The sequence below is a fragment of the Microbacterium sp. bgisy207 genome (assembly GCF_057706855.1).
The window spans coordinates 111399-131795 of the sequence record NZ_JBYIPB010000003.1 but is presented as its reverse complement, the minus strand read 5'-3'; the positions used below and the strand labels follow the sequence as shown (position 1 = coordinate 131795).

The window sequence follows — 20397 nt, the reverse complement described above, 5'->3', positions numbered from 1 at the left end:
GCCGATGTCGTTTCCAGCTTAGTGATTCCCGTGGCAGCGTCGTCAGAGCGCGTGCAGCGGTTTGCCCGAGAGCATGAGGAGCGCTTCACCGAGCGCCTCGCTCTGGGTCGGGTGGGCGTGGATGAAGGGCGCAACGTCTTCGGGATGGGCGTCCCACCCGACGAGCAACTGGCCCTCCGTGATCAGCTCGCCGACCCGGTCACCCACCATGTGCACGCCCAGCACAGGGCCGTCGCGGCGGCGCACCACCCTCGCGAACCCGGACGTTCCGAGGATCTCGCTCTTCGCGTTGGCAGCTAGCGGAATCTCGGCGACCTGCACCGCGTCCTTGCCGAATCGTTCGATCGCCGCGGCCACCGTCAGGCCGACGGACGCGACCTCCGGGCTGGAGTAGGCGATGCGGGGAACCGTCGTGTCATCGAGGGGAGCCACCGACTGACCCGCAATGCGCTCTGCCACAGCAATGCCGTGGGCGAACCCACGGTGCGCCAGCTGAGGGCCGCGGACGATGTCCCCGACCGCCCACACATGCGGGGCGGTCGTGCGTAGCTCGGCATCCGTCACCACGAATCCGTCGCTCAGCTCGACGCCGGCATCCTCGAAGCCCAGACCGGACGTGCGAGGCATACGGCCCGCGGCGACGAGCACGACGTCGGCGGTGAGACTCGAGCCGTTCGAAAGGGCCACCGTCACCTCATCGGACCCGGCGATCACCTCGGTGGATGACACCCCGAGTGTCGCTTCGATCCCGCGCTTGCGGTAGGCACGCAGAAGCGCCGCACTACTGGCTTCGTCCTCTGCGGGCAGGAGGCGCGAGAGGGGCTCGACGATCGTGACCTCTGCCCCGAACGACCGCCAAAGGCTGGCGAACTCGACTCCGATCACTCCGCCGCCGAGAATCACGACCGAGTGCGGAACCTCTGCGAGTTCGAGCGCGGTATCACTACTGAGCACTCGCCCTCCCACAGGGACCTGGGGAAGCTCCCGGGATCGGCCCCCGGTCGCGAGGACGATGTCTGATCCGGTGAGAACACGTTCTCCGACACGGACGCGGCGATCGGGCTCGAGACGACCTTCGCCCGGCACTGTCACGACTCCGCGCGAAGAGAGCAGGCTCGTCAGTCCGGCGTGTTTCTTGCTCACGATGCGGCGTCGGTACTCGTGCACGGCAAGCATGTCGACGGACTCGAAGCTCGCCCGCACGCCATGGTGGTCCGCATGCCGAACGACATCCGCGACTTCACCGGCATGCAGGAGCGCCTTGGTGGGGATGCAGCCACGGTGCAGGCAGGTTCCGCCCACCTGGTCACGTTCGACGAGGGCGACCGTGCGACCGAGCTCTCGCGCGCGAAGTGCGGCGGCGTAGCCACCGGATCCGCCGCCGAGAACGACGACGTCGAATGCGTCCTCGCTCATCGCTGCGCCTCGCTGAGCACGAACTCGATGAGACTGCGGGTGGTGGCCGCGGTGGGGCCTTTGTCGGTGAATCCGAACGGGCCTCCTTTGTTCATGCCCACGCCGGCGATGTCGAGATGAACCCACGGGATGCGAGTGCCCGTGCCATCCGCGCTCTCCTGCGTTCCGACGAAGTGGCGCAGGAACAGGCCTGCGAACAGGGATCCGCCGGCGGGATCCCCGACCTTGGCGTTGCGCAGATCAGCGATGGGAGAGTCAAGTTCGTCGACCATGTGGTCGGGCAGCGGCATCTGCCAGGCCAGTTCGTCGACGCGGCCTGCTGCCGCCAGGTATCGAGCCACAGCATCGTCATCGCCCATCACTCCGGCGTGCCGTGTTCCCAGCGCGGTGGTGATCGCGCCCGTGAGCGTTGCCACATCGACGATCAGATCCGGATTCTCGCGACGTGCGGCAACGAGACCGTCAGCGAGGACGAGCCGGCCTTCCGCATCCGTGTTAAGTACTTCCACCGTGGTGCCGTCAGCGATCCTCAGGACATCACCCGGGCGCGTGGCCGTCCCCGAGGGCATGTTCTCGGCAAGGCACAGCCAGGCCGACACCCGCACGGGCGCCCCGAGTGCCGCGACGGCGCGCAGCACGGCCAGAACCGTCGCGGCGCCGCACATGTCGTACTTCATGTCGACCATGCCGGCAGCGGGCTTGAGCGACAGTCCACCGGAGTCGAACGCGATGCCCTTGCCCACGAGCGCGATATGGCGGGTCGCGTTATCCGGGGCATACTCCGCGCGCACGAGCCGCGGCGGCCGCGTCGAGCCTCGGCCGACGCCGAGGATTCCGCCGAATCCGTCGTCGGCGAGGGCGTTTTCGTCCCACACGCGCACCGTCGCGGGCAGGCCCGCCAGGAGCTCTTGTGCCATCGCGGCCATGTCAGCCGGTCCGAGCGCGGCGGCGGGAGTCGTCACCAGATCCTTCACCAGAGCGACGGCCTCGATCGCGGCGCGGACCTGGGCTGCGTCCTCGTCGGTGACCGCATGGGCACTGTGAACGGTGACGCGGGTGGCGCGAGGCTTGGGCTGTTCCTTCTTGAAGCTCGCGAAGCTGTAGCCGCCGAGTCCGGCGCCCTCGGCCGCGGCGAGTGTCGCCTCGAGCGTCGGGTGGAAGGGCGTCGCGACGGCGACGGTAGCGAACCCGGTGAGAGTGCGGCATCCGACACCCACGGCGTTCCGAACCGATGCCGCGTCCCGCTCGGAACCGGATCCGACAACGGCGAGCGGGGCCGTGAACAGCTGAGGGGCAGCGACGCGCGCATAGCTTCCGGTAGAGCCCGTGAAGCCGATCGACTCGAGGGTCTCGCGCAGGCCCGGAAGGGACGCCCAGTCGTCCCCGCTCGTGGCGGAAAGGAGCGGGATGACGATCAACACCGCCTCTGCGTCGTGTTCGGTTACCGGGGCTTCGCTGAATTCGACGACAGGACAGGCCATGACCTCATCCTAGGTCGGGGCCTGTTCGCTATGAGCGGCACGCGACGGGGCAGTCGACGTGAGCGCGCGCCTAGCATGGTGGCATGACTCTGTCGGTACCCGTCTACCACCGCGTCGCCAGCGCTCCGCCGGTGCCCGCCGGTTTGCCGTTGGTGATTGCACTGACCGGTTTCACGGACGCGGGATCCGCGGTGAGCAGGGTGATCTCGTACGTGCGGGAAGAGCTGGAGCCGACGCCGATCGCCGTGTTCGAGAACGACATCCTGCTCGACTACCGCGCCCGTCGCCCCGTGATCTCCTTCGAGCACGACCACCTCACCGACTACCGGCCGCCGCGGCTGGAGCTCTCACTCGTGCACGATTCGCTCGGTCAACCGTTCATCACGCTCACCGGCTATGAGCCGGACTTCGCGTGGGACACCTTTACGGCGGCAGTCCTCGACCTCGCGGCCGAACTCGAGGTCTCGAGCGTGACGTGGGTGCATGCCATTCCGATGCCCGTGCCCCACACCCGCCCGCTGGGAACGACCGTCAGCGGCACGCGGACCGAGCTGACGGCTGCGCACTCGGTGTGGCAGCCCGAAACGCAGGTACCGGCGACCGTAGGGCACCTCGTGGAGTACCGGTTCGCTGAAACGGGCGCGGATGTCGCGGGTTTCGTTCTTCTCGTCCCTCACTACCTCGCAGATACACAGTTCCCCGCAGCGGCGCTGGCTGCACTGGACAGCATCACGATCGCGACGGGCCTCGTCTTCGCCGGTGAAGAGCTGCGCGACGAGAATCGGGAGTACCTCGAGAAGGTTCAGGAGCAGGTGAGCGGCAGCGATGAACTGCAGCGAATGATCGAGTCCCTCGAGGAGCGCTACGACGCATATATGGCCGGCGCGACCAACGCGACGCCGATCATCCACACCGGCGACCTTCCGACGGCGGATGAGATCGCCGCCGAGCTGGAGCGTTACCTGGCAACCCGCCCCGCCGGCGACGACGACAAGGGCTGAACACCGCTCCCGCCACGAGCCGGTCGGTTGCGAGATTCCGGCGTCTGGGAATACGGGGATCAACGCCGCGGTTCTCTTCACAAGACGTTCGCGCAGGCCGGGGGAGTGGGCCGGGGAGCGCGGGCGGAGTATGAGACAATGGTGGTTCGACCCATTGTCACCCTGGCCGTGAGACGCCGTGGGACTTGACAAGGGTCTTACTAGCGTCCGAAACCAACAGCGCGGCAACAAGATCGCCGTGCGCTGAGAGGCGAAACGTGACCGCAAGCACGACATCCACCCGCACGCGCGCCAAGAAGGCCGAAGCGGACGAGCTGGCTCCCGAGATCGAGCGCGACGACGAGGTCGCGACGACGCCGGCCCGCAAGCGTCCGGCCGCCGCCAAGAAGCGTAGCGGCGCCGCGGGAGGCAAGGCCAACCCGAAGAAGGCAGGCGCGAAGAACTCAGACGACGAGTCGGACGAGATCGATGACGACGTCGAACTCGACGAAGCCGACATCGATAGCGACGACGACAGCACGGACGACGAATCATCCGACGCCGCGCCGTCCGACGACGCGGTCGATGCGCCCGAATCGAAGAACACCGCGGACGGCGACGACGATTCGGACGACGACGAGACGCCCGGTAAGCCTGTCTTCACCGAGCCGCTCCCGAGTGGCGCCATCGTCATCACCTCGAACGACGAGGATGACGTCCCGATCTATTCCACGCAGATCACCGGGGCCACTGCCGACCCGGTCAAGGACTACCTGAAGCAGATCGGCAAGGTTCCGCTGCTGAACGCGGCCGAAGAAGTCGAGCTGGCGATGCGCATCGAGGCGGGCTTGTTCGCCGAAGAGAAGCTGTCGAACATGAGCCCGGCCGAGAAGTCGAGCCAGCTCGGTCTGGACCTGCAGTGGATCGCGCGCGATGGTCAGCGCGCCAAGAGCCACCTGCTCGGCGCGAACCTGCGCCTGGTCGTGTCTCTCGCCAAGCGCTACACGGGCCGCGGGATGCAGTTCCTCGACCTCATCCAGGAGGGCAACCTCGGCCTCATCCGTGCCGTCGAGAAGTTCGACTATACGAAGGGCTTCAAGTTCTCCACGTACGCCACGTGGTGGATCCGTCAGGCGATCACGCGCGCCATGGCCGACCAGGCGCGCACCATCCGCATCCCGGTGCACATGGTCGAGGTCATCAACAAGCTCGCCCGCGTGCAGCGCCAGATGCTGCAGGACCTCGGTCGGGAGCCCACCCCCGAAGAACTCAGCCGCGAGCTGGACATGACTCCCGAGAAGGTCATCGAGGTGCAGAAGTACGGCCGCGAGCCGATCTCGCTGCACACCCCGCTCGGTGAGGACGGCGACAGCGAGTTCGGTGATCTCATCGAAGACACCGAGGCGGTCGTGCCGGCGGATGCCGTCGGATTCACGATGCTGCAGCGTCAGCTCGAGTCGCTGCTGGATTCCCTGTCCGAGCGTGAGGCGGGTGTCATCCGCATGCGCTTCGGGCTCGGTGACGGTCAGCCCAAGACGCTCGACCAGATCGGCGACACGTTCGGCGTGACCCGGGAACGGATCCGACAAATCGAGTCCAAGACGATGGCCAAGCTTCGCCACCCGTCGCGGTCGCAGTCGCTGCGGGACTATCTGGAATGACCGGCGTCGCCAACGAGGGCAAAGCGCTCGAAGTCGAGATCGACGGCGCGCGCTATCGGCGGATTCCGATCCGCACGCGCGTGGTGATGCCCGGCGATGACCTGGATGACATCATCCGCGAGTACGCCCTCGAGTACGCCGCAACGGGCGACACCCTGTTCGTCACCGAGAAGATCGTCGCCATCACTCAGGGGCGTTCGTTCGCCGTCGAGGACATCGAGCCGCGCAAGCTTGCGCGATTCCTGTCGCGGTACGTGACGCGAACGCCCTACGGAATCGGCCTCGGCATGCCCGAGACCATGGAGATGGCCCTGCGCGAGTGCGGCACGCCGCGCATCCTGTTCGCCGCGGCGGTCTCGGCAGTGACGAAGGCGTTCGGGCGTTCCGGCGACTTCTACCGGATCGCCGGTGACCGGGCTCGCGCGATCGACGGTCCGACAAGCGGCACGATCCCCCCGTACAACAGCGCTGTCGTGCTCGGCCCGGAGCGCCCTCGAGACGTCGCGCACCACCTGAAGGGTCTGCTCCCCGAGGGCGTTGAGGTGGCCATCGTCGATATCAACGACCTCGGCGGGAACATCCTCGGCTCGACCCTGTCGAAGGCAGAGGAGAAGACGCTGCTCGCGGTGCTGCGCGATAACCCCCTGGGCCAGGGACACCAGTCCACGCCCCTCGGTATCGTTCGCTCCGCCTGAGGGTCAGAACCCGATCGCAGCGCGGTAGCGAGGTTTGTGCCCGGTGCGGATGCCGGTGACGCTCGGCTTGTTCTCGTACACCCCGGCGGCCCAATTGCCCTCCACCAGCACCGGACCTGTCGGTGACACGACGATGTCCCAGCCGACGTACCGCACGGTGGGGACGACCCGCGCGACCTCGTCGATGAAGGCGGTCACGTCGTCGAGCATCGGCAGGACGAAGTCCGCAATGCGCTCTCCGGTGTCGGGGTGGAACTCGTGCACGTGTCCGTGTGAGTCGTAGCCGGGGCCCAGTGCCCTTCCGTGGTCGTCGAGCATCGAGTAGAACCCTCCGAAGCTCATCTGGTCGCTGACGGCACCGCGCCCGAACTTCTGGGCCATGGCGAGGATGTGTGTCCGCTCGCCGTCGAAGAACGTTGTCACTCGCGTCGTGTTGACGGTGCCCGGGCAGAACGACGCCAGCGTCGGATGCTGCGTGATGACCTCCTCGGCCAAGAGTTCGCCGCGCTCGAGCAGGCCGCGGTGAAACATCGTCCAGTCCGTCACGTCTTCGGCGTGGTAGCGGTGCACGCCGGACCCGGCTTGACCGATCGGCTCCTTCACGACAACGGTTCCGTTGCGCTCGACGAAATCGCGCAGTTCCGCCGCGTTCTCCGGCGTGATGGTCATCCACTCACGGCGAAGGAACGGAGCGAACGTCCGGTTGAACGCGATCTTGTCGTGAAAGAGAGCGCGAAAGCGAGGATCGTCGTAGCGCTGCGAGAGCTCGTTGGACACCGGGTGCGTCATGTATGTCGCGCGTTCTTCGCGATTGAGAATCGCGAAGTCATAGTCGACGTAGTCCTGGAAACCGACCTGCCGCACGCCAGCTGACCAGAGCATGTCGGCGAGGATCGCCGGAGTCCATTTGTCATGCTCCTGGGCGGTTTCGCGCGCACGCTGCCACAGGGCCCGGATGTCTATGCGCCGGGCACGCGCAGCCCGATAGCGCATCCGCGTCCGCGGATCGAGCGAAGCCATTCAGTCAGCGCTGAGGCGGTGGGTCTCGTCGTGCCAGCTCGTGGCCACCTCGCGGAGCTTCTCTTCGTAGCGACGTCCGTGGTGTGCGCAGAACAGCAATTCGCTACCGTTGACCTCGGCGGCGATGTAGGCCTGAGCTCCGCACGAGTCGCAGCGGTCGGCGGCGGTCAGACGGCTCTCGATGACGTCGATTTCTGCGGGGGAAACGGTAGCCATGGTCATGCCTCCTCGGTGCGTCACTCCTGGCGGTGTCATGACATACAACCACGGGGATGTTTCGGGTATGCCGTGAACGGGTCACATTTCGCTGAGCGCGTACGACGCTCGGGGCCGCCGCGTGGCTCCCGGCGGTGGGGTGCGGGCGACGTAGTCTGAACGATTGTGACCGCCGAATACTCCGCCCATCACCTCCAGGTGCTCGAGGGACTGGAGGCCGTCCGCAAGCGCCCCGGGATGTACATCGGATCCACCGACTCTCGGGGCCTGATGCATTGCTTGTGGGAGATCATCGACAACTCGGTCGATGAGGCTCTCGCCGGTCACGGCTCGACGATCGAGATCGTGCTGCACGCCGACGGGAGCGTCGAGGTGCGCGATCGCGCGCGCGGCATCCCCGTTGACATCGAACCGCGCACCGGATTGTCGGGCGTCGAGGTCGTCTTCACGAAACTCCACGCGGGCGGGAAGTTCGGTTCCGGCTCGTACAGCGCATCCGGTGGCTTGCACGGCGTCGGGGCATCCGTCGTGAACGCATTGTCGGAGCGCCTCGATGTCGAGGTCGACCGGGGCGGCAAGACGTGGGCGATGTCCTTCCACCGCGGTGAACCGGGGGAGTTCGCGGGCCCGTCACCGGATGCGGCGTTCACGCCCTTCGAGAAGAGCTCGACGCTGCGCGTGGTCGGCAAGACCCCCAAGGGGGTGACCGGAACGCGCATCCGCTACTGGGCCGACCGTCAGATCTTCACTCGTGACGCCGCGTTCTCACTCGAGGATCTGCAACAGCGTGCCCGGCAGACCGCGTTCCTCGTTCCGGGGCTGGCCATCACGATCACCGACGAGCGTGATCCCGAGGCGCCCGTGACAACGGAGTACCGTTTCGACGGCGGCATCTCGGAGTTCGCGGAGTTCCTCGCCCCGGACGCGGCAGTGACCGATACGTGGCGACTGCAGGGCACCGGGACATTCACCGAGACCGTGCCGGTTCTGCAGTCATCCGGCGCCATGGTGCCGACCGAACTCGAACGGTCGTGCGAGGTCGACGTCGCGGTGCGTTGGGGCACCGGATACGAGACCACGATGCGCTCATTCGTGAACATCATCGCGACGCCGAAGGGCGGAACGCACCAGCAGGGTTTCGAGGCAGGCGTGATGAAGGTCATCCGCGCGCAGGTGGAGCAGAACGCGCGCCGCCTGAAAGTCGGCAATGACAAGCTCGACAAGGACGACATTCTCGCGGGCTTGACTGTCGTGCTCACCGTGCGGGTGCCCGAACCGCAGTTCGAGGGCCAGACCAAAGAGGTGCTCGGGACACCGGCAGTTCGCCAGATCGTCTCGAACGTCGTCGCACGCGAGTTGACCGCGAGGTTCACGTCGTCCAAGCGAGACGACAAGGCGCAGACCTCGCAGCTGCTGGAGAAGGTCGTCGCCGAGATGAAGGCGCGGATATCCGCTCGCGCCCACAAGGAGACGCAGCGGCGCAAGAACGCCCTGGAATCGTCGTCGCTTCCTGCCAAACTCGTGGACTGCCGCTCCAACGATGTCGGGGACTCAGAGCTGTTCATCGTCGAGGGCGACTCGGCGCTGGGCACCGCCAAGCTCGCGCGAAACAGCGAATATCAGGCGTTGCTCCCGATCCGCGGAAAGATCCTCAACGTGCAGAAGGCGTCGATCAGCGACATGCTCTCGAACGCGGAGTGCGCGTCGATCATCCAGGTGATCGGCGCCGGCTCAGGACGATCCTTCGACATCAGCACCGCGCGTTACGGCAAGGTCATTCTGATGAGTGATGCCGACGTGGACGGTGCCCACATCCGAACACTGCTGCTCACGCTGTTCTTCCGCTACATGCGCCCGCTCATCGAGGAAGGCCGGGTGTTTGCCGCGGTGCCGCCGCTTCACCGCGTGGTGGTGCGCCACCCGGGTGCGAAACCGAACGAGACGATCTACACCTACAGCGAGGCGGAGCTGCACGCGCTGCTGAGCCGACTGACGAAGGCCGGCCGTACCTGGCAGGAACCCATCCAGCGCTACAAGGGTCTCGGAGAGATGGACGCGGAGCAGCTGGCCACGACCACGATGGATCGCGCTGGCCGTACCCTGCGGCGCGTGCGGGTGCAGGATGCCGAGTCCGCCGCATCCGTGTTCGAACTGCTCATGGGCAACGACGTCGCGCCGCGGCGTGAGTTCCTGATCGATTCCGCCGATCGGCTTGCTCGCGAGCGCATCGACGCCTGAGCGCGGTTGCTGAGCGCGGTCGCTGAGCGCGTTGCTGAGTGTCTCTGATCGCCGTCACTGGTCGGGTCCTGAGCGCCAGCCCGGTCGTCATCGCACGACGGTGCCGATCGCGGTGACACCCGCCTCGAGCGCGACGCCGGATGCGTCACGCTTGGCGCCCGCGGGGGGAAGTGTTCGCGGAGCACCGTCTTGTGCCACCGCCCGCGGATCGGAGCCCGCCCATGCCAGCACCAATCGATCCTCGCCCTTGAGGAAGCGATGTGCCCGGACGCCGCCGGTCGCACGCCCCTTCGGAGGAAACTCTGTGAGCGCGGAGACCTTTCCGGAACTGGCGTCGGCACCTGCCAGAGCCCCGGCGCTTCCGGCCACGGTCACCACGACGGCATCACCTGTCTGCGACGCCGGGACCACCGAGAAGCCGATGACGCTGGCGCCGGAGGCGAGCCGGATGCCTGCCATGCCACCTGCGGCACGTCCCTGCGTCCGCACCGTGCCGGCGTCGAACCGCAGCAGCTGTGCGTCATCGGTGACGAACAGCAGTTCGGCGTCATCCGGTGCCAGCGCTCCGCCGACGACCACGTCACCGGGCTTGAGCGCGATGATCTCAATCTCATCGCGGGCAGCGATCTCGGTGGGCAGGACCCGCTTGACGACGCCTTGAGCGGTACCCAGGGCGAGCGGGATCGTGCCCTCGAGCGGGACGAGAGCGACGACGTGCTCGCCGCCTGACAGTCCGAGGTACTGATCTGCCCGGGTTCCGGCTGCCAGATGCACGGCGTTGCCCGGCACGGACGGGAGGTCGACGGGGGTGAACCGGACGAGCCGCCCGCGGGTGGTGAGCGCGCCGAGGTGTCCGCGGGTGGTGGCGTCTCCGACGCTTCGAATCGCGTCGTGCTTCGATCGGCGGGTGGGCGAGACGATTCCTTGGCCGGGCGCGCCCTCGTCCAGGTCAGCGCGGACCATACGCCCGGTTGCCGAGAGGAAGACACGGCATGGGGTGTCGGCGATCTGTAGATCGACCGGCTTCTTCGAACTCGACCGCGGTGTGACCGGACCGCCGTTGAGCAGGAGAGTGCGGCGCGGCGTCCCGAACGCTTCGGCGGCGGCATCCAGCTCCGTCGCCACCTGTGCGCGGATCAGGCGATCGCTCGCAAGCAACGCCTCGAGCTCGGCGATCTCCGCCTTGAGCGCGTCGCGCTCCTGCTCGAGTTCGATGCGGGAGAACCGCGTGAGTCGCCGCAGTCGCAGCTCGAGGATGTACTCCGCCTGGGGCTGCGAAAGGTCGAAGACCTCCATCAGGCGAGTACGCGCCTGCTCGCCGTCGTCGGAGCCGCGGATCACCTGGATGACCTCGTCGATGTCGACGATGGCGATCAGCAGGCCCTCGACCAGGTGCAGCCGCTCACGCCGCTTGCCGAGTCGGTGCCGACTGCGCCGCGTCACGACCTCGATTCGGTGACCGACGTAGACCTCGAGCATCTCCTTGAGCCCGAGCGTCTGCGGTTGCCCCTCGACGAGAGCGACGTTGTTGATGCCGAAGGAGTCTTCGAGCGGTGTGAGACGGTACAGCTGTTCGAGGACCGCATTCGGATCGAAGCCCGTCTTGATACCGATGACCAGCTGCAGACCGCGGTGACGATCCGTCAGGTCAGTGACGTCGGCGATTCCCTGCAGCTTCTTCGAAGTGACGGCATCCTTGATCTTCTCGATGACGCGCTCGGGCCCCACGAGGTAGGGCAGCTCGGTGACGACGAGCCCTGTCCGCCGTGGCCCGAGGGACTCGATCGACACCTTTGCGCGGGTGCGGACGGAGCCGCGGCCTTTCGTGTAGGCATCCTTGACGCCCTCGAGGCCGACGATGATGCCCCCGGACGGGAAGTCGGGCCCGGGGACGAACTCCATGAGGTCCTCGACGCTCGCGTCGGGGTGTTCGAGCAGATGCACGGCAGCCGCGACCACTTCGATGAGGTTGTGCGGTGCCATGTTGGTGGCCATGCCCACGGCGATCCCCGAGGCTCCGTTGACCAGGAGGTTCGGGAACGCGGCGGGAAGAACGGCGGGCTGTTGAAACTGCCCGTCGTAGTTCGGGATGAAGTCGACGACGTCCTCGTCGAGGTTCTCCGTCAGCGCGAGCGCCGGCGCAGCGAGCCGCGCCTCGGTGTATCGGGGCGCCGCCGGCCCGTCGTCGAGGGAGCCGAAGTTGCCGTGGCCGTCCACAAGGGGCACGCGCAGGGAGAACGGCTGTGCCAGACGCACAAGCGCGTCGTAGATCGCGGCGTCGCCGTGGGGGTGAAGCTTCCCCATCACCTCGCCGACCACGCGCGAGCTCTTGACATGGCCGCGATCGGGGCGAAGCCCCATGTCAGCCATTTGGAAGAGAATGCGGCGCTGCACGGGCTTCAGGCCGTCACGCGCATCCGGCAACGCGCGCGAGTAGATGACCGAGTAGGCGTACTCGAGGAACGAGCCCTGCATTTCGGCCGCGACGTCGACATCCTCGATCCGCTCGGTGACCTCGGCGGGTGTGGTGGGACGGGAAGACGGCATGACGAAACCTCGAGCGCTCGGATGGACGCACCTCGGCCCCCCGCGAAAGGGGCGCGTGGGAGACTGGCTTGGATGCCGATCACACTACCTGCGCACTCGCCGAGAACCCGGAGCCTCACCGGCGTCGTCCCTGAGATGTTCCGGTCACTGCAGGGCGCAGGCGACTGGCTCCGCCCCGCGCGAAGCGCCATCCTTGTGATGCTCGACGGGGTGGGAGCGGCGCAGCTGCGCGCGCGTGCGGGACACGCACGGTTCCTTGCGAGCCTTGCCGGTCCGCGTGAGATCGCCCGCACGACCTTTCCCTCGACGACGGCCAGTGCGCTCACGACGCTGCTGACCGGCACCGATCCCGGAGCGCATGGCATGGTCGGATACCGCGTCCGTGTGCCGGAAACGGGCCGCATCGCGAATCTGCTCCACGGGTGGGAGGACGGCGACCTGCCGGATGACTGGCAGCGCGCCGTGCCGCTCACCCGGTCGCCGTCCGGGACGGGGTCCGCGTACGTCGTTTCGAAGCCGGACTTCGCGACGACGGGCTTCACCCGCGGCACGACCGACGGCGCCGAGTTCATCGGGGTTTCCGACGTCGGGGAACGGATCGCGCGGGCTGGTGCCGTCGCCGCGCAGCATCCGGGGAGCTTCATCTACCTCTATGTCCCCGAGCTCGACGGAATCGGGCATCGCGTCGGCTGGGAGTCGGCGGCCTGGACCGATGAGCTGGAGCGCGTGGACGGGGCGCTGCGTGACCTCGTACGCGCAGCGCCTCAGGCGGGTGTCCTGATCACCGCGGATCACGGCATGGTCGATGTCTCGGCGCACCGTCACGTGCTCCTCGACGACGGAGACGCCCGGTTGGAGGGCGTCGCGCAGATCGCGGGGGAGCCCCGAATGCTGCACCTCTACACCCATCCCCAGTCTGCGGATGCGGTGGCGGGAGTGTGGCGTGCGGCCGAGGGGGAGCGAGCCTGGGTCATGACCCGCGGCGAAGCGATCGCGTCGGGCGTGTTCGGGACCGTCGACGAGAGCGTGGCGCCACGGATCGGCGATGTGCTCATCGCCGCCAGGGCGCGCGTCGCATACTACGACAACCGCCTCGCCGACACATCAGCGCAACGCATGGTTGGCCAGCACGGATCGCTGACCCTCGACGAAGCGGTCGTGCCGCTTCTTCGCGCGGGCGCCTACGCCGGCTGACGCCTACTCATCGGATCGGGCACCGAAGACGATCTCATCCCAGGTCGGAAGAGATGACCGACCACGTCGACGCGACGATGAAAGCTGAGTGGCCTCGAGGTCAGCAGGCTCTTCTTCCGCCACGGGTGCGGGCGGCGTCGTTGTCTCGTCATAGCCCGGCTCGAGCGCGTCGAACAGCGCAACTGGCGCGCGTTCGGCATCCTCGGCCGCGGCGTCCGGAGCCGCTTCCCGCTGTCCGCGCCGGCGACGCAGGGCTTCGAGAAGATCGGCGGTCTCGGGAGAGGTCGTCACGACGGGGTCTGCGGCGCGCTTTGTCGCAGCCTCCCGGACGGCGGCGCTCGCCCGTTCGGGTGTGCGCTCGGCGGGACGCTCGTTCTCCCGTGCCTGCTCGTCGTCCCGGCGCGGTCCGAACGCACCGGAATCGAAGCGCGAATCGTCTTTGGACGGCGACGGGTCCAGCGCGCGAAGCCGGGGGATGAGGCCCTCCGGCAGCGCTCCCTGCCTCGACAGCTGGGTCGCGTCCGCGTTGAGCGGAGACAGCGTCGTGCGGCGGGGGTCAAAGCTCCACCGCGCGTCGCGCTCGACCTCGCCGGTTCGGAATTCGAGCTTGATCACCCAGCCGGTCGTGTCCTTCCAGCTGCTCCACCGTTCGGCGACTGCGCCTGCCTCGGCGAGCTTGGCGCGAACGGCGGCGCCGAATGTGGACTCACCGTCGGGTTCCAGCTCCGCGGACACGAGCACGGGGACAGCGAGCGCCTGGGCGAGCACGTGCTCACGTTCAGCGAGCACGGGGCCCTCGAACCGGCGCACGTCCTCGACTCGCGCACCGAGAAGCTCGGCGACTTCCTCGGCGCTGAGGCCGGCGCGAATCTGGGTCTGGATGTCACGCGGACTGGGCCTGGCCGCGGTGGCGTCGGCATCGCGCGCACGGCGTGCCCGGCGCACCTCGAATGCCAGCGCGTCATCGAGCGCGAGCGTGAACCTGTCGCCCGACTCCGTGGCGAGGATGAGCTGATCGTCTTCCGTCGCGATGACTTTGAGCTGTTCCATCCCCCACTCCTTCCGTGCCGCTTCGGCGTGTCGGCCCCATGCTGACACACCGGCCGGCTGCCCAAGGGAATATCCGTCGCGCGCCGTCGGTTTCGTTCACGTCGGCGCACGGTGCGAGCATTTGCGAAATCCGCATCCGTCGTGCAAACTATCGCCGCCCACCGCGGCCCCGCAGCACCGCACCACAGCATCACGTAACGGAAGTAGAGATCCCCAGGAATGGCCACCGACTACGACGCCCCCCGCAAGAGCGACGACGACAGCGAGTCCATCGAGGCGCTCAAGGAGCGGGTCCCCGACAAGATGTCGGGTTCGGTCGACGTCGATGACTCGGACAACCCGTCCGGCTTCGAATTGCCCGGCGCGGATCTCTCCGACCTCGAACTCGACGTCGTCGTGCTGCCCCCGCAGCAGGACGAGTTCACCTGCGCGAGCTGCTTCCTGGTGAAGCACCGGTCACAGGTCGACCACGAAGAGGCCGTGGGGATCATCTGCAAGGAGTGCGCGGCCTGACCGAAGGTCGCGCCCCGGTACGGGCTCTCTAGTGGGGCGATCTCGCATATCGGATCGCGGCCGCGAGCCGGTCCGGCGTCCGACTTGAGATGACCCATGCGCGCGCGGGATCGTCGGGGTCGACAACGGGAACGACGACAACACCGTCGATGCCTCCGCGGATCAGGTGCCACGCCGTTGCATCCAAGCCGGGCCCGCGTGCCAGCCTCGCGTCTTCGCCCGTGAGGGCGACGGGTTCACCCAGGAAGTGTGCGGCGATCCACGCACGGCCCGCGCGCACGCGTCCGTCAGAAACGCGGACTACGGGACTCAGCCACACCAGAACGGCGATCGCCAGAATCCCGACCGCGGCCCCGACGATGAGCGCGACTGTCGTGTCGATGGGAGCCAGAACGAGCGCGGCCATCGGGGCGAGGACCGCCGCCGAGACGATCACCCACAATGACGGCCCCAACCGTTCCTGGTAGACAGCTGCGGTCTGGACTCTCGTGGTCGCCATCGTGTTCTGCACTACCCTCGTTGCGTGACCCCATCCGTGGACATCCCCATTATCGCCGCCCACCTGCCGACATACAGCCACCCCGGTGACGCGGGCGCGGATCTGATCGCCGCGGAGGCCGTTCGCCTTGAGCCGGGGGAGCGGGCGCTGGTGGGCACGGGCGTGCGTATCGCGCTGCCCGAGGGGTACGCGGCGTTCGTCGTACCGCGCAGCGGGCTCGCGGCCAAGCACGGCATCACAGTTGTCAACGCGCCCGGCACTGTCGATGCCGGTTACCGCGGTGAGATCAAGGTGTGTCTGCTCAACACTGACTCGCGTGACGCGTATGAGATCGCCGTCGGGGACCGCATCGCGCAGATGATCGTGATGCCCGTGACCGTCGCGCGGTTCGTCCCCGTGGAGCAGCTGCCCGAGAGTGTGCGCGGTGAGGGCGGTTTCGGCTCGACCGGTTACGTCGGCGGTACCGTTGACGGCATGGAACGGAGTGCGCAATGACGGAGCAGATCGACGGTCAGGCCGCCGAAGGGGCAGCAGACGGCGCCGAGAAGGATGCCAAGTCCGCTCCGGCCGACCGTGAGCAGTCGGGGCCTTTCGACGAAGCTGAGGCCCGCGCCGTTCGCCCCTACATCGACCTCGGCGCGGTCAAGATCCTGCCGCGGGAGGGGTTGAACCTGCGCCTGGAGGTGGAGGAACAGACCAAGCGCATCGTCGCTGTCGGTCTCGACTACGCCGGCTCGACCCTTCAGGTCCAGGCGTTCGCGGCTCCTCGGTCGACGGGCCTGTGGAACGAGACCCGGGAGCAGATCCGAGCTCAGATCCGCCAGCAGGGCGGGCGCGTCGAGGAGCGCCAGGGTGCGCTCGGACCGGAGCTGCTGGCCGAGGTGCCGGTCATCGCCGGCACGGATCCCTCGGCAGGAACGCGCATCGCGCGTTTCGTGGGTGTCGACGGACCTCGGTGGTTCCTGCGCGGGGTCATCGGCGGTGCGGCGGCGACGGACATCGATGCTGCCGCTCAGGTCGAAGACCTCTTCCGCTCGATCGTCGTCGTACGGGGCACGACACCCATGCCCCCTCGTGACCTGATTCCGCTGCGGATGCCGGCCACACCGGGCAACGCGTGAACACCGGCGGCGAACGCGAACAGGCCCCGGCGCACGAACCGGGCAGTGCTCAGCCGGTCTCCGGCGACGAGCAGCCCCGAGTCTCGGATGCCGTGAGCGCCGCTCTCGGCGAGGCTGCGCGTCGGGCAGGCCTGGATCCGGCGCAGGACGTGACCGCGCGGCGCGCGGTATGGGCCGCCATCGGAGGCTGGCGCGGCATCCTCGAGTCGGTGCTGCCGAGCCTCGCGTTCCTCGTGCTCTACACGCTCACTAGTGAGCTGCTGCTCGCGCTGGGGGTGTCTGTCGGATTGGCAGTCGTGTTCACGGCCGTGCGCCTCATCGCCCGTTCTTCCGTCAACGCCGCGCTCGGGGGATTGATCGCTGCCGCGGCCGCCGCGGCGCTTGCTCTGTGGACCGGCCGGGCCGAGGACAATTTCGTCCTCGGTTTCATCACCAACGGGGTGTACGGATCGGCGTTCCTGGTGTCGGCTCTGGTCGGTTGGTCACTCATCGGCCTTGCCGTGGGCTTCCTCATGGGGGAGGGGACGGCATGGAGACGCGATCCGCGCAAGCGCCGGGTCTTCTTCTGGCTCGCGATCGCGTGGGCGGCGCTGTTCGCGGCTCGTCTGATCGTCCAATTGCCGTTCTACTTCGCCGGGGACGTGACCGCGCTCGGGACGACGAAGCTGCTGATGGGCATCCCGCTGTTCGCGCCCCTCATCGCGGTCACCTGGCTCGTCGTGCGCGTGCTGTATCCGAGTCGGACCGAGTGATAGGATTTATCTCGACGTCAAGATACTTTTCTCTCCCAGGCGAGTAAGGCTCACCTTGCTGGCAGGCCTTGGGGGGGACGAACAAGATGGGGAGCGCACGGCTGCCCGCCTCCGCCGACGAAGGAGCACACATGTCCACCGTTGACAGCTTCGGTGCCAAGAGCACACTGACAGTCGGGGAGACCGACTACGAGATTTTCCGGATCGACTCCGTCGCCGGATACGAGAAGCTTCCGTTCAGCCTCAAGGTTCTTCTGGAGAACCTGCTGCGCACCGAAGACGGTGCGAACGTCACGAAGGAACAGATCGAAGCACTCGGTTCCTGGGACCCGAACGCGGAGCCCGACACCGAGATCCAGTTCACGCCGGCGCGCGTCGTGATGCAGGACTTCACCGGAGTTCCCTGCATCGTCGACCTGGCCACCATGCGCGAGGCCGTTGCCGAACTCGGCGGCGACCCGGCGAAGATCAATCCTCTCTCGCCTGCGGAGATGGTGATCGACCACTCCGTCATCGCCGACCTGTTCGGTACGCCGAACGCGCTCGAGCGTAATGTCGAGATTGAGTACGAGCGCAACGGCGAGCGGTACCAGTTCCTGCGCTGGGGGCAGACGGCGTTCGACGACTTCAAGGTGGTTCCTCCCGGCACCGGCATCGTGCACCAGGTGAACATCGAGCACCTGGCCAAGGTCGTATACGACCGCGAGGTCGGTGGCGTCCTTCGCGCCTACCCCGACACCTGCGTCGGCACCGACTCGCACACCACGATGGTCAACGGCCTCGGCGTTCTTGGCTGGGGAGTCGGCGGTATCGAGGCCGAGGCCGCGATGCTCGGCCAGCCCGTGTCGATGCTCATCCCGCGCGTCGTGGGATTCAAGCTCACCGGTTCGATCCCGGCGGGCGTAACGGCAACCGACGTTGTTCTGACGATCACAGACATGCTCCGCAAGCACGGCGTTGTCGGAAAGTTCGTCGAGTTCTACGGTGAGGGCGTCGCATCGGTGCCGCTTGCCAATCGCGCGACGATCGGCAACATGAGCCCCGAGTTCGGCTCCACTGCGGCGATGTTCCCGATCGATGACGTGACGCTCGAGTACCTCCGGCTCACGGGCCGGGACGAGCAGACCGTCGCGCTCGTCGAGGCATACGCGAAGCTGCAGGCGATGTGGCACGACCCCGCGCGGGAGCTCGTCTTCAGCGAGTACATGGAGCTCGATCTGGGTACGGTCGTGCCGTCCATCGCGGGCCCGAAGCGCCCGCAGGACCGCATCCTGCTGTCGGAGGCGAAGGCCCAGTTCCAGAAAGACATTCTGAACTACGCCACGCCGACGTCGTCCGAGTCGATCGTCGACCTCGAGTCCCAGGGTTCGTTCCCGGCATCCGACCCGGGCGGCGAGCCCGGCGACGAGGACAGCCACACGCACGAGGTCCTCATCTCGTCCGGTGGCCCGGAGGCCGCATCCAAGCCGGTCAAGGTGACGACCCCGGAAGGTCAGAGCTACGTTCTGGACAATGGCGCCGTGACGCTCGCGGCGATCACATCGTGCACCAACACGTCGAACCCCTCCGTCATGCTCGCTGCCGGTCTGCTTGCGAAGAAGGCTGTCGAGAAGGGTCTGACGCGTAAGCCGTGGGTCAAGACGACCCTGGGACCCGGCTCAAAGGTGGTCACCGACTACTACGAATCCTCTGGCCTGGACAAGTCGCTCGAGGCGCTCGGCTTCTACACCGTCGGTTACGGCTGCACCATCTGTATCGGCAACTCCGGTCCGCTGATCGAAGAAGTCTCGACCGCGATCAACGACCACGACCTCGCGGTGACGGCAGTCCTGTCCGGCAACCGGAACTTCGAAGGCCGGATCAGCCCCGACGTGAAGATGAACTACCTCGCTTCGCCTCCGCTCGTCGTCGCGTACGCCCTCGCCGGCTCCATGAACTTCGACTTCGAGACAGATCCGCTCGGCAAGGACAAGGACGGAAACGATGTCTTCCTGAAGGACATCTGGCCGACCACCGAGGAAGTGCAGTCCGTGATCGATTCCTCGATCTCACGGGAGCAGTTCATCAAGCAGTATGCGACCGTGTTCGACGGCGACGAGCGTTGGCGCAGTCTTCCGACGCCGGATGCCGCCCAGTTCGAGTGGGACCCGAACTCGACCTACGTGCGCAAGGCGCCGTACTTCGACGGCATGAAGATGGAGCTGACCCCGGTCTCCGACATCCGCGGCGCGCGCGTCATGGCCACGCTCGGCGACTCGGTCACGACGGACCACATCAGCCCCGCCGGGAACATCAAGGCGGGCACCCCCGCCGCCCAGTACCTGACCGAGCACGGCGTCGCGCAGAAGGACTTCAACTCCTACGGGTCCCGGCGTGGAAATCACGAAGTGATGATTCGCGGAACCTTCGCGAACATCCGACTCAAGAACGAGTTGGTGGCGGCCGTCAACGACGGCCAGATCGTCGAGGGCGGCTACACCCGCGACTTCACCAAGCCGGGCGGGCCGCAGTCCTACATCTACGACGCCTGCATGAACTATCAGGCTCAGGGGATCCCGCTCGTCGTCCTCGGCGGCAAGGAATACGGGTCGGGGTCGTCGCGCGACTGGGCGGCCAAGGGCACCAATCTCCTCGGCGTGAAGGCCGTCATCACCGAGAGCTTCGAGCGCATCCACCGCTCCAACCTCATCGGGATGGGAGTTGTGCCGCTGCAGTTCCCGGCCGGCGAGAGCTGGAAGTCGCTCGGGCTGGACGGCACCGAGATCATCAGCATCACCGGCCTCGAGCAGCTCAATGAGGGCGTGACGCCCAAGACGGTGCACGTGACCGCGGAGCCGAGCGAGTTCTCCCCGGAGGGCAAACAGACGATCGAGTTCGACGCCATCGTACGGATCGACACGCCGGGAGAAGCGGACTACTACCGCAACGGCGGGATCCTCCAGTACGTGCTGCGGTCGCTCGTCTGACGCTGCGCCCCCGCGATCGCGCCAGGCGTGCGGGGCGGAATCGAAACA

Annotated in this window: 17 protein-coding genes; 10 read left to right on the top strand and 7 right to left on the bottom strand. The window is 67.1% G+C overall.

Annotated elements, in window-relative coordinates; translation table 11 throughout:
- Window positions 1-42 precede the first annotated feature (42 nt).
- The gene (lpdA, locus tag AC3ENO_RS03755) at window positions 43-1416 is read right to left on the bottom strand and encodes a dihydrolipoyl dehydrogenase (RefSeq protein ID WP_434969271.1); all 1374 of its coding nucleotides are present in this window, start codon (window positions 1414-1416) and stop codon (window positions 43-45) included.
- Window positions 1413-2897 carry a leucyl aminopeptidase gene (locus AC3ENO_RS03750; protein WP_434969270.1) on the bottom strand — a complete coding sequence of 495 codons (1485 nt, stop codon included), beginning with the start codon at window positions 2895-2897 and terminating at the stop codon, window positions 1413-1415. The genes lpdA and AC3ENO_RS03750 overlap by 4 nt, the downstream gene beginning before the upstream one ends.
- Window positions 2898-2980: 83 nt before the next feature.
- Between AC3ENO_RS03750 and AC3ENO_RS03745 the strand changes: the two genes are divergently transcribed.
- From AC3ENO_RS03745 to AC3ENO_RS03735, 3 genes are all read left to right on the top strand, one after another.
- Window positions 2981-3898, top strand: a complete 918-nt coding sequence (locus tag AC3ENO_RS03745; RefSeq protein WP_434969269.1) for a proteasome assembly chaperone family protein — start codon at window positions 2981-2983, stop codon at window positions 3896-3898.
- 257 nt (window positions 3899-4155) lie between these two features.
- Entirely contained in the window at window positions 4156-5538 is a 1383-nt protein-coding gene (locus tag AC3ENO_RS03740) for an RNA polymerase sigma factor (protein WP_434969267.1), read from the top strand.
- Complete coding sequence (locus AC3ENO_RS03735; RefSeq protein WP_434969266.1) at window positions 5535-6233, top strand: coenzyme F420-0:L-glutamate ligase; 699 nt, start codon at window positions 5535-5537, stop codon at window positions 6231-6233. Before AC3ENO_RS03740 ends, AC3ENO_RS03735 begins: the two co-directional genes overlap by 4 nt.
- 3 nt (window positions 6234-6236) lie before the next feature.
- On the opposite strand, the gene AC3ENO_RS03730 is transcribed toward AC3ENO_RS03735, so the two are convergent.
- Both AC3ENO_RS03730 and AC3ENO_RS03725 read right to left on the bottom strand, forming a co-directional pair.
- Window positions 6237-7253, bottom strand: a complete 1017-nt coding sequence (locus AC3ENO_RS03730; RefSeq protein WP_434969265.1) for a sugar-transfer associated ATP-grasp domain-containing protein — start codon at window positions 7251-7253, stop codon at window positions 6237-6239.
- Window positions 7254-7469: a DUF7455 domain-containing protein gene (locus AC3ENO_RS03725; RefSeq protein ID WP_434969264.1), complete on the bottom strand. Its 216-nt coding sequence runs from the start codon at window positions 7467-7469 to the stop codon at window positions 7254-7256.
- 165 nt (window positions 7470-7634) lie between these two features.
- Here AC3ENO_RS03725 and AC3ENO_RS03720 point away from each other — a divergent pair, with 165 nt between their 5' ends.
- Window positions 7635-9707 (top strand): DNA gyrase/topoisomerase IV subunit B, encoded by a 2073-nt coding sequence (locus AC3ENO_RS03720; RefSeq protein ID WP_434969263.1) that lies wholly within the window; start codon window positions 7635-7637, stop codon window positions 9705-9707.
- An 87-nt stretch (window positions 9708-9794) separates the two neighbouring features.
- Here AC3ENO_RS03720 and AC3ENO_RS03715 read toward each other — a convergent pair whose 3' ends face one another.
- Window positions 9795-12254 carry a DNA gyrase/topoisomerase IV subunit A gene (locus AC3ENO_RS03715; protein WP_434969262.1) on the bottom strand — a complete coding sequence of 820 codons (2460 nt, stop codon included), beginning with the start codon at window positions 12252-12254 and terminating at the stop codon, window positions 9795-9797.
- Window positions 12255-12326: 72 nt separating this feature from the next.
- Between AC3ENO_RS03715 and AC3ENO_RS03710 the strand changes: the two genes are divergently transcribed.
- The gene (locus AC3ENO_RS03710; protein ID WP_434969261.1) at window positions 12327-13448 is read left to right on the top strand and encodes an alkaline phosphatase family protein; all 1122 of its coding nucleotides are present in this window, start codon (window positions 12327-12329) and stop codon (window positions 13446-13448) included.
- Window positions 13449-13451: 3 nt separating this feature from the next.
- Here the strand turns inward: AC3ENO_RS03710 and sepH are convergent, their stop codons facing one another.
- A complete protein-coding gene (gene sepH, locus AC3ENO_RS03705; protein ID WP_434969260.1) occupies window positions 13452-14498 on the bottom strand; it encodes a septation protein SepH in 1047 nt (348 codons plus the stop codon).
- Between the two features lie 219 nt (window positions 14499-14717).
- Between sepH and AC3ENO_RS03700 the strand changes: the two genes are divergently transcribed.
- Window positions 14718-15011 (top strand): DUF4193 domain-containing protein, encoded by a 294-nt coding sequence (locus tag AC3ENO_RS03700; protein ID WP_228178831.1) that lies wholly within the window; start codon window positions 14718-14720, stop codon window positions 15009-15011.
- A 28-nt stretch (window positions 15012-15039) separates the two neighbouring features.
- Here the strand turns inward: AC3ENO_RS03700 and AC3ENO_RS03695 are convergent, their stop codons facing one another.
- On the bottom strand, window positions 15040-15510 hold the full coding sequence (locus AC3ENO_RS03695) for a DUF3093 family protein (protein ID WP_434969259.1): 471 nt from the start codon (window positions 15508-15510) through the stop codon (window positions 15040-15042).
- A gap of 24 nt (window positions 15511-15534) precedes the next feature.
- On the opposite strand from AC3ENO_RS03695, the gene dut reads away from it, so the two are divergent.
- The 4 genes from dut (at window position 15535) to AC3ENO_RS03675 (ending at window position 20349) form a co-directional block, all read left to right on the top strand.
- Window positions 15535-16005, top strand: coding sequence for a dUTP diphosphatase (dut, locus tag AC3ENO_RS03690; protein ID WP_434969258.1), 471 nt, complete (start codon window positions 15535-15537; stop codon window positions 16003-16005).
- Complete coding sequence (locus AC3ENO_RS03685) at window positions 16002-16631, top strand: DUF3710 domain-containing protein (RefSeq protein WP_434969257.1); 630 nt, start codon at window positions 16002-16004, stop codon at window positions 16629-16631. The genes dut and AC3ENO_RS03685 overlap by 4 nt, the downstream gene beginning before the upstream one ends.
- A complete protein-coding gene (locus AC3ENO_RS03680; RefSeq protein ID WP_434969256.1) occupies window positions 16628-17383 on the top strand; it encodes a DUF3159 domain-containing protein in 756 nt (251 codons plus the stop codon). The genes AC3ENO_RS03685 and AC3ENO_RS03680 overlap by 4 nt, the downstream gene beginning before the upstream one ends.
- 131 nt (window positions 17384-17514) lie before the next feature.
- Window positions 17515-20349: an aconitate hydratase gene (locus tag AC3ENO_RS03675; protein WP_434969255.1), complete on the top strand. Its 2835-nt coding sequence runs from the start codon at window positions 17515-17517 to the stop codon at window positions 20347-20349.
- Window positions 20350-20397 lie beyond the last annotated feature (48 nt).

Excerpts from the sequence above, each read along its gene's own strand:
- lpdA (WP_434969271.1), bottom strand. The coding sequence starts at position 1,416 with ATGAGCGAGGACGCATTCGACGTCGTCGTTCTCGGCGGCGGATCCGGT.
- AC3ENO_RS03750 (WP_434969270.1), bottom strand. The coding sequence starts at position 2,897 with ATGGCCTGTCCTGTCGTCGAATTCAGCGAAGCCCCGGTAACCGAACAC.
- AC3ENO_RS03745 (WP_434969269.1), top strand. The coding sequence starts at position 2,981 with ATGACTCTGTCGGTACCCGTCTACCACCGCGTCGCCAGCGCTCCGCCG.
- AC3ENO_RS03735 (WP_434969266.1), top strand. The coding sequence starts at position 5,535 with ATGACCGGCGTCGCCAACGAGGGCAAAGCGCTCGAAGTCGAGATCGAC.
- AC3ENO_RS03730 (WP_434969265.1), bottom strand. The coding sequence starts at position 7,253 with ATGGCTTCGCTCGATCCGCGGACGCGGATGCGCTATCGGGCTGCGCGT.
- AC3ENO_RS03725 (WP_434969264.1), bottom strand. The coding sequence starts at position 7,469 with ATGGCTACCGTTTCCCCCGCAGAAATCGACGTCATCGAGAGCCGTCTG.
- AC3ENO_RS03715 (WP_434969262.1), bottom strand. The coding sequence starts at position 12,254 with ATGCCGTCTTCCCGTCCCACCACACCCGCCGAGGTCACCGAGCGGATC.
- AC3ENO_RS03710 (WP_434969261.1), top strand. The coding sequence starts at position 12,327 with ATGCCGATCACACTACCTGCGCACTCGCCGAGAACCCGGAGCCTCACC.
- sepH (WP_434969260.1), bottom strand. The coding sequence starts at position 14,498 with ATGGAACAGCTCAAAGTCATCGCGACGGAAGACGATCAGCTCATCCTC.
- AC3ENO_RS03700 (WP_228178831.1), top strand. The coding sequence starts at position 14,718 with ATGGCCACCGACTACGACGCCCCCCGCAAGAGCGACGACGACAGCGAG.
- AC3ENO_RS03695 (WP_434969259.1), bottom strand. The coding sequence starts at position 15,510 with ATGGCGACCACGAGAGTCCAGACCGCAGCTGTCTACCAGGAACGGTTG.
- AC3ENO_RS03685 (WP_434969257.1), top strand. The coding sequence starts at position 16,002 with ATGACGGAGCAGATCGACGGTCAGGCCGCCGAAGGGGCAGCAGACGGC.
- AC3ENO_RS03675 (WP_434969255.1), top strand. The coding sequence starts at position 17,515 with ATGTCCACCGTTGACAGCTTCGGTGCCAAGAGCACACTGACAGTCGGG.